Genomic DNA, 7,345 nt, shown 5'->3' with positions numbered 1-7,345 from the left:
CCGGCCGGTTCGGCCCCGGACGGATCCCGCATTCCCGTGCGCACGACGATCTCGCCGCCCTCGGTGCCGAGGGCCTCGTTGGCGTTGGTCACCAGGTTCAGCACCGCCTGCCGGAAGCGGGCGGCCTCGACCGCCACCGCCGGCAGGTCCGCATCCAGTTCGAACCCCAGATGGGCGCCCCCGGACACGGTCGCCGCCAGCAGCCCCCGCGTACCCCCGATGATCTCGGACAGGTCGCCCGGCCCGGCTTCGGTCGGCGCGGTGCCGGCATAGGCGACCATCTGCCGGCAGAGTTCCGCCGCCTGCCGGCCGGCCCCGATGATCGCGTCGATGTTCGGGGCCCCGGCGCCATCGCCCACGTCGGCACGCAGCATCTCGGCGTTGCCCAGGATCGTGACCAGCAGGTTGTTGAAGTCGTGGGCGATGCCGCCGGCGAGCACGCCCAGGGACTCGTTCTTGTGGGCGTCGCGCAGGCGGCCGGCGAGGCGATCCTGCTCCGCCTGCAGCCGCCGACGGATGGAGATGTCGCGGGCCACGAGCAGCACCTGCGGCTCGCCGGTGCCGCCGAGGGCGGCCGGCAGCAGGGTCGAACTCACCTCGACCGGGACGATCCGACCGCCCTTGTGGCGGTACTCCGTCTCGTAGAGCAGCACCCCGTCTTCGCCGCGGCGGCGCGCCGCCGCCCGGTCCAGGGCGGCGGGCAACGCCCGTTCGGTCAGCAGTTCCTGGGCAGTGAGCGTGGCCAGGTCGCTCTCGTCCCGCCCGAGCAGCTCCCGTCCGGCCCGGTTCAGGAAGGTGATCCTGCCGGCCAGGTCATGGCGCAGGATGACGTCCTTCGCCGTCTCGACCAGCACCCGGTAGCGTTCCTCGGACTCGACCAGCGCCTGCTCCGTGGCCTTGAGGTCGGTGATCTCGACGGTCGCGATGACCAGCAGCTGGTCCGGGTCGTCGGACGCCGGGATGTCGGCCCGGTTCAGGGTGTGGTACTCGCGGCCGTCGAGGGCCCGGTAGCAGCTCTGCCCCTCGTAGAGCCGTGCGTCGCCGGCCAGCATGCAGATGAGGTCCTTGAACGCCGGCAGGCTCTCCGGCAGCACGAGCTTGTCGAGGGAGACCAGCAGCTCCTCGCGCGACGCGGCCGCGTTCAGCCGCACCGCCGCGTCGTTCACGTCGATCACCTGCACCTCGGCGATGATCCGGCCGATGAAGTCCGGGTGGGCGTCGAGCCAGCCGCGCAGGCCGTCCGTCCCCACCGCCGCCGCGACCTCGCGGATCGACGCCCGCGCCCGGGCGATGTCCTCGACGAAGAGCGGCACCTCGGTGCGCCGGAACACCTGTTCCCACGGGGCGGCCCGGGGCGGCACCGCGGGGCCGGCGGCCCCGCCGTTCGCGCGGCGCTCAGCAGCCATGGGCTTCCTCCGCTCCCTTCCAGCGTCGGTGCACCCAGAACCACTGGCCGGGGTCCCGGGAAATGAACGTCTCGACGGCGGCCGAGATGCGGGCGGTCAGGGCGGCGACCGCCGCCGCGTCCGCGGGCCCCGCGGGCGGCGCGATCCGGCGGCCGATGTGCAGCACGTGTCCGCCGTCGTCGCCCCGCACGATGGCCACGGGCACCAGGGGCGCCCCCGTGCGCAGGGCCAGGCGCGCCGCGCCCGGCCAGGTGGAGGCCGGACGTCCGAGGAAGGGCGTGCGCAGCCCCGCGGCCCCCGCGTCCTGGTCGACCAGCAGCGTCACCACGCCGCCGCGCCGCAGGTGGGCGAGCACCGTGCGCCCCGCGTGGTCCATGGGCACCGTGGCGATGCCGAAACGGGCGCGCAGCCGCTCGAGGTGCCGATCGAAGAGCGGATTCCGCATGGGTTTGATCACGTCGAGCACGGGGAAACGCCGGGCCAGGACCCGCCCCCCCAGTTCGAAATTCCCCAGATGGGCGGTGACCACGATGACGCCGCGACCGTCGGCGACCGCTTCGTCGAGTTCGCCCCAGCCCGGCACCACCCGCACCTCGCCGAGAGCCTGGGCGGGCGACAGGCAGAACGTCTCCACCAGGGTTTCGCCCAGGTGGGCGTACACTGCCCGGCGCAGGGCCACACGCCGCTGCGGCGGCAGTTCGGGCAGCACGGCCGAAAGCTGCTCGTCGACGACGCGCCGGCGCACCCGCAGGCCGTCGCCCGCGAGGCGGCCGACGCCGCGACCGGCGGCCCGGGTCCAGCGGGTCGGCAATCCGGCGAGCGCGCCGGTCAGCAGACGGAAAGCGCCATACTCCATGTGGTCGGTCCAGGTCATGGGTCAAGCATACGATCTCGGGCCCCGGATGAGAAGCCACCATCGGCGGCGGGTGCGAACCTTCCGGGAAGGCTGCCGACGCCCCATCGGGATCGGCAACCCGATTTTCTCACCACCTCCATAGTCGCGAATGACAATCAATATCACCGCAAATGACGAAATACCAGCGTAGAAACGGGATTTCATGCAGACGGTTGCTATATTGGATATATGGAGCCTATTATCTGCTTTGCGGATCTCCACCGGCATCCGCGATCCGGACGGTTCGCCGGCGCCGCGCCCGGATCCGGTTCGGCCCGGCGACCGGCTGCGGCCTGATCCGGGCCCGCCCCGGCGCCCTCCCCCGGTTCCGCATTTTCCTGTTTGACCCCCGCCACGCAACCTGTCAACTTGTTCACAGCGAACCGGACATCTTTATCCACTTTTGTCCTGGCGGAACCGGACCGACCGGAACGAAGGAGTCCCCGAGATGAAACGAATCCTGCTGATCGTCAGTGCCCTGAGCCTGCTCTGCGCGGGCGCCGCCCTCGCCGTCGACGACGCCGTCGCCGGCAAGTGCATGACCTGCCACAAGGAGAAGAGCCTCGGTCTGTACAACCAGTGGTACAAGAGCGAGCACGCCAAGCACAACGTCACCTGCCTGGACTGCCACAAGGCCGCCGCGGGCGATGCCGACGGCTTCATGCACGAGGGCGCCCTGATCGCGACACTGGTCACGCCGAAGGACTGCGGCCAGTGCCACAAGAAGGAGGCCGAGGAGGTCGGGCACAGCTACCACGCCACCGCCGGCGAGATCCTCGACTCCAACGACGCCTACGTGGCCCACGCCGCGGGCGGCGCGCCGGTGGCCATCGCCGGCTGCGAGAGCTGCCACGGCACCAAGGTGAAGATCGACCCGAACAGCCCCAACAAGCTGTCGCGCCTCAGCTGGCCCAACAGCGGCATCGGCCGCCTGAACCCGGACGGTTCGAAGGGCAGCTGCACCGCGTGCCACACCCGCCACGCCTTCAGCGTGAAGCAGGCCCGCCAGCCCGAGGCCTGCGGCAAGTGCCACCTGGGCCCGGACCATCCGCAGAAGGAAGTCTACGAGGAGTCGAAGCACGGCAACGCCTACTTCACCCACGTCGACGAGATGAACCTGGACGCCGACCGCTGGATCGTGGGCGTCGACTACTTCGAGGCCCCCACCTGCGCCACCTGCCACATGTCGGCCACGCCGAACCAGCCCATCACCCACGACGTGGGCAACCGCATCAGCTGGACCCTGCGCCCGCCCGTCTCCAAGACCAAGGACAACTGGGAGCAGAAGCGCGCCAACATGAAGGACGTGTGCAGCAACTGCCACGGCGCCGGCTTCGTCGACGGCCACTACGCCCAGCTCGACGGCCTGGTCAACCTGTACAACGAGAAGTACGCCAAGCCCGGCCTGGCCCTCTACAAGAAGGCCAAGGAGCTGAAGCTCGGCGAGGGCACGGCCAACTTCTCCAACAAGTACGAGTGGACCTGGTGGGAGATCTGGCACCACGAGGGCCGTCGCGCGCGCCACGGCGCCGCCATGATGGGCCCGGACTACACGTGGTGGCACGGCATCTACGACGTGGCCCAGCACTTCTACTTCAAGTACATCCCCGAGCTGCGCGAATTCCACAACGCCGAGCTCGACGCCATGATCGACGCGGTCCTGGCCGATGACTACCACGTGTGGATGAGCCGCCCGACCGCCGACATCAAGGCCGACATCAAGTCGGGCAAGATGGCCGAGATGTACAAGGACATGTACCAGGTGAACGCCACGCCGGCGGAGAGCAAGTAGGGAGCCGAGCATGAAGCGATTCCAGCTCTTCATTCGCGGCATCTCGACCAACTGGACCGGGACGGTGGGGGTCGCGCTGACGACCTCCGCCTTCCTGCTGTTCGTGTTCTTCGAGCTGCTGCAGATGGCGGGAATCCTGACCAACGCCTATGTCGGCCTCGTCGGCTACATGGCCCTGCCGGCCGTCTTCCTGCTGGGCCTGGTGCTGATCCCCATCGGCTGGTGGCAGTTCCGCCGGGCGACGGGCCGCACGACACAGGAGTTGCTCTCGCAGAGATTCCCCGAGGACATGGTCAAGCCCAAGCGGCTCGGCTCGTCGCTCGTGGCCACGATCGCCGCCCTGACCCTGGTGAACGTGATGTTCATCGGGGTCGGCGGCGCGCGCATGCTGCACTTCATGGACGAGCCCGAGTTCTGCGGCACGGCCTGCCACCAGGTCATGGAGCCCGAGTGGGTGGCCTACCGGAACTCGCCGCACGCCCACGTGAAGTGCGTCGAGTGCCACGTCGGCGAAGGGGCGGGCGCGCTGATCGACGCCAAGCTGAACGGCCTGTGGCAGGTCGTTTCGGCCACGTTCGATCTCTACGAACGCCCCATCCCCACGCCGGTGCACCAGCTGCGGCCGGCGCGTGAGACGTGCGAGAAGTGCCATTGGCCGGACAAGTTCTACGGCACCCGCATCAAGACCTTCCCGAAGTTCGCCCAGGACGAGACCTCGACCCCGAGCTTCTCGACCCTGGCGCTCAAGGTGGGGTCGGGCAGCGGGGAGCACGGCGGCACGATCCACTGGCACATCGCCGACCGCAACGAGGTGCGCTACGAGGCGCGCGACCGGCAGCGGACGGACATGGCCTGGGTCGAGGTGCGGCGGGGCGACGCGTTCCACCGCTTCACGAACCGCAAGGCCGCCGTGGGCGGCGGAGCCGCGACCGAACCCGAAGTGCGCCGCATGGACTGCGTGGACTGCCACAACCGCGCGACGCACATCTACCAGGATCCGGAGCAGGCCATCGACGCGGCGCTCGCCGCCGGCCGCATCGATCCCGGCCTGCCCTGGGCCAAGCGGATCGCCCTGGGCGCCCTCCTGGGCAACTTCGGCGAGGACAAGGACGCGGCCCTGGTCCAGATCGACAACACCGTGCGGGGCGAGTACCTGCGGGGCGACCACGACGTGGCGGGCAAGCTGGCCGCCGTGGACGCGATGGTCGCGGAACTGCAGGCCATCTACGCGCAGAACATCTTCCCGCAGATGGCCGTCGGCTGGAACACCTACCGCTCGCACCTCGGGCATCGGGGCGCCGGCGCCGGCTGCTTCCGCTGCCACAACCCGGACATGGTCGACGAGGCGGGCGAGGCGATCCCCTACGATTGCACCCTCTGCCATTCGATCCTGGCCCAGGACAGCGTCAGCCCGTTCCGCTATCTCGAACCGCTCGAGGCGGGCGACCCCGACCGCCGCATGCACCAGTTCCTGCGGGACGAGTTCCTCGGGCGTCCCGGCCCGGACCTGCCCGCAGCCGCCAGCGACGGGGAAGCCGCCCGGCCGGAGGGCGAAGAATCGCCCTGAGCGCCATCCCACCGTCGAAGGTCCGAGGGGCAGCCGCCAGGTTGCCCCTCGACCTTTGGGGGAACCACTGGTTGAATGGTGCGTATCGATACCGGCCCCACGCCCCCCGGAGGATGCGCGTGTCCCCGCTCCGAACCTGCCCCCCGCCCCGGGTGCCCCGGACCGCCGTCCCGGTCCTGCTGTTCCTGGTGGCGGCCGTCCACGCGGCCGGTGCCGAACCCCGCACCCGGGCCGAGGCCCTCCGGGCCCTGGACGACTCCGACCTGATCGAGATCCACACCGACACCGGCCCGGCGCTGCGGGGCTTTCCGGCGCTGGTCACCGGCGACACCCTGCTGCTCGACCGGCAGGACCAGCCGGAGATCCGGGCGGCCGTGCCTCTGGCGGAGATCGTCCGGATCCGCCGCTACACGTCCAACACCGGCGAGGGAGCCCGGGTCGGCGCCCTGTCCGGCCTGATCCTCGCCGGCGGCTACGGCGCCCTCATGGGGGCCGCCTTCGCCACCTGGGACGACCCGGACCGCTCGTGGGTCCCGGGCGCCCTGGCCGGGTTCGCCGTGGCCGGGGCCGTGGGCGCCGCCGGCGGCAGCCTCCTCGGCAGTTCGATCGGCGCCCTTTCCCACAGCTGGATCGACTACTGGCCGACGGAGCAGATGCCCCTGGCGCCGGCGACGCGACCGGCGCCGCCCGGCGTCACGCGACTCGGGCTCTTCGGCGGCGCCGCGCGCTCCCTCACGCCGGACTACACCGTCACCCGCCTGAGCGTGCGGGCATCGCTGCGGCGCGACATCTCCCGCACCCTCAGCCTCGGTCCCGAGGTCGGCTACGACGACTTCAACGGGCAGTCGGTGCGGTACGACGGGGGCAGCGAGGCGGTGGTCAGCCAGTCGGGCCTGCTGCGGTTCGCCGTGACCGCCGTCCTGCGCTCGCCGGAGCCCGGCCGTTCGCCCTACCTCACCACCGGCGCGGGCTGGTTCCTCGGCACCGACTCGTTCCTGGGGGCCCACGTGGGCGGCGGGCTGCAGTGGCGCGGCGCCCGCCGCCACGACGTCTCCCTCGACGTGCGCTACAACTTCGGGCTGCAGGGGGTCTCTCCCGGCCAGGTGGGGAGCTTCTGGACGGCGGGTCTCGGGCTCGGATTCAGCCTTTGAACCCGGGCCCGGCGGCTGTACCTTGGAGCGGTCCCGCACCGCCCGAGGAGGCTCCATGTCCGCCGAAACGCCCCGTCCCGGCCACCTGCCGTATGCCGGCCTGCCCGACCGCACGCCCGACGAGATGCTGGCGGCGGCCCGTGCCTTCCGTGCGGAACTCGCCACCCGCCGCACCATCCGCGACTTCAGCGACCGGCCCGTGGCGGCCGACGTCGTGCGCGAGTGCCTGCGAGCCGCCGGGCAGGCCCCCAGCGGCGCCAACCAGCAGCCGTGGCATTTCGAGGTGGTCGGCGATCCGGCGCTCAAGCGGGAGATCCGGCTGGCCGCCGAGGAGGAGGAGCGGGCCTTCTACGCGGAGCGCGCCCCGGAGGAGTGGCTCGAGGCCCTGGCTCCCCTCGGCACCGACGCGGCCAAGCCCTTCCTGGAGATCGCCCCCTGGCTGATCGTGGTCTTCGAACAGCGCCACGGGGTGGACGCCGACGGTGGCAAGGTGCGCCACTACTACACCAAGGAGTCGGTGGGCCTCGCCTGCGG

Annotated in this window: 6 protein-coding genes; 4 read left to right on the top strand and 2 right to left on the bottom strand. The window is 71.0% G+C overall.

Annotated features, from left to right (window positions below; translation table 11 throughout):
• Together KDM41_16225 and KDM41_16220 are read right to left on the bottom strand one after the other, a co-directional pair.
• Positions 1-1,406, bottom strand: a 1,406-nt coding sequence (locus KDM41_16225) for a PAS domain S-box protein (protein ID MCB1184975.1), incomplete at its 3' end; no start/stop codon positions are given.
• Positions 1,396-2,280: a hypothetical protein gene (locus KDM41_16220; GenBank protein ID MCB1184974.1), complete on the bottom strand. Its 885-nt coding sequence runs from the start codon at positions 2,278-2,280 to the stop codon at positions 1,396-1,398. The genes KDM41_16225 and KDM41_16220, both read right to left, overlap by 11 nt.
• 469 nt (positions 2,281-2,749) lie before the next feature.
• On the opposite strand from KDM41_16220, the gene KDM41_16215 reads away from it, so the two are divergent.
• From KDM41_16215 to KDM41_16200, 4 genes are all read left to right on the top strand, one after another.
• Positions 2,750-4,093, top strand: coding sequence for a hypothetical protein (locus KDM41_16215; protein MCB1184973.1), 1,344 nt, complete (start codon positions 2,750-2,752; stop codon positions 4,091-4,093).
• A 10-nt stretch (positions 4,094-4,103) separates the two neighbouring features.
• Positions 4,104-5,660 (top strand): NapC/NirT family cytochrome c, encoded by a 1,557-nt coding sequence (locus KDM41_16210; protein MCB1184972.1) that lies wholly within the window; start codon positions 4,104-4,106, stop codon positions 5,658-5,660.
• Positions 5,661-5,779: 119 nt separating this feature from the next.
• Positions 5,780-6,811 (top strand): hypothetical protein, encoded by a 1,032-nt coding sequence (locus KDM41_16205; protein MCB1184971.1) that lies wholly within the window; start codon positions 5,780-5,782, stop codon positions 6,809-6,811.
• A 55-nt stretch (positions 6,812-6,866) separates the two neighbouring features.
• Positions 6,867-7,345: nitroreductase family protein (locus tag KDM41_16200; protein MCB1184970.1), on the top strand; the 479-nt coding region annotated here is incomplete at its 3' end.

It is taken from the genome of bacterium (assembly GCA_020440705.1).
Taxonomy (GTDB): domain Bacteria; phylum Krumholzibacteriota; class Krumholzibacteriia; order LZORAL124-64-63; family LZORAL124-64-63; genus JAGRNP01.
Note: the sequence above shows the minus strand (reverse complement) of the source record. Positions and strands in the feature narration are given on the sequence as shown.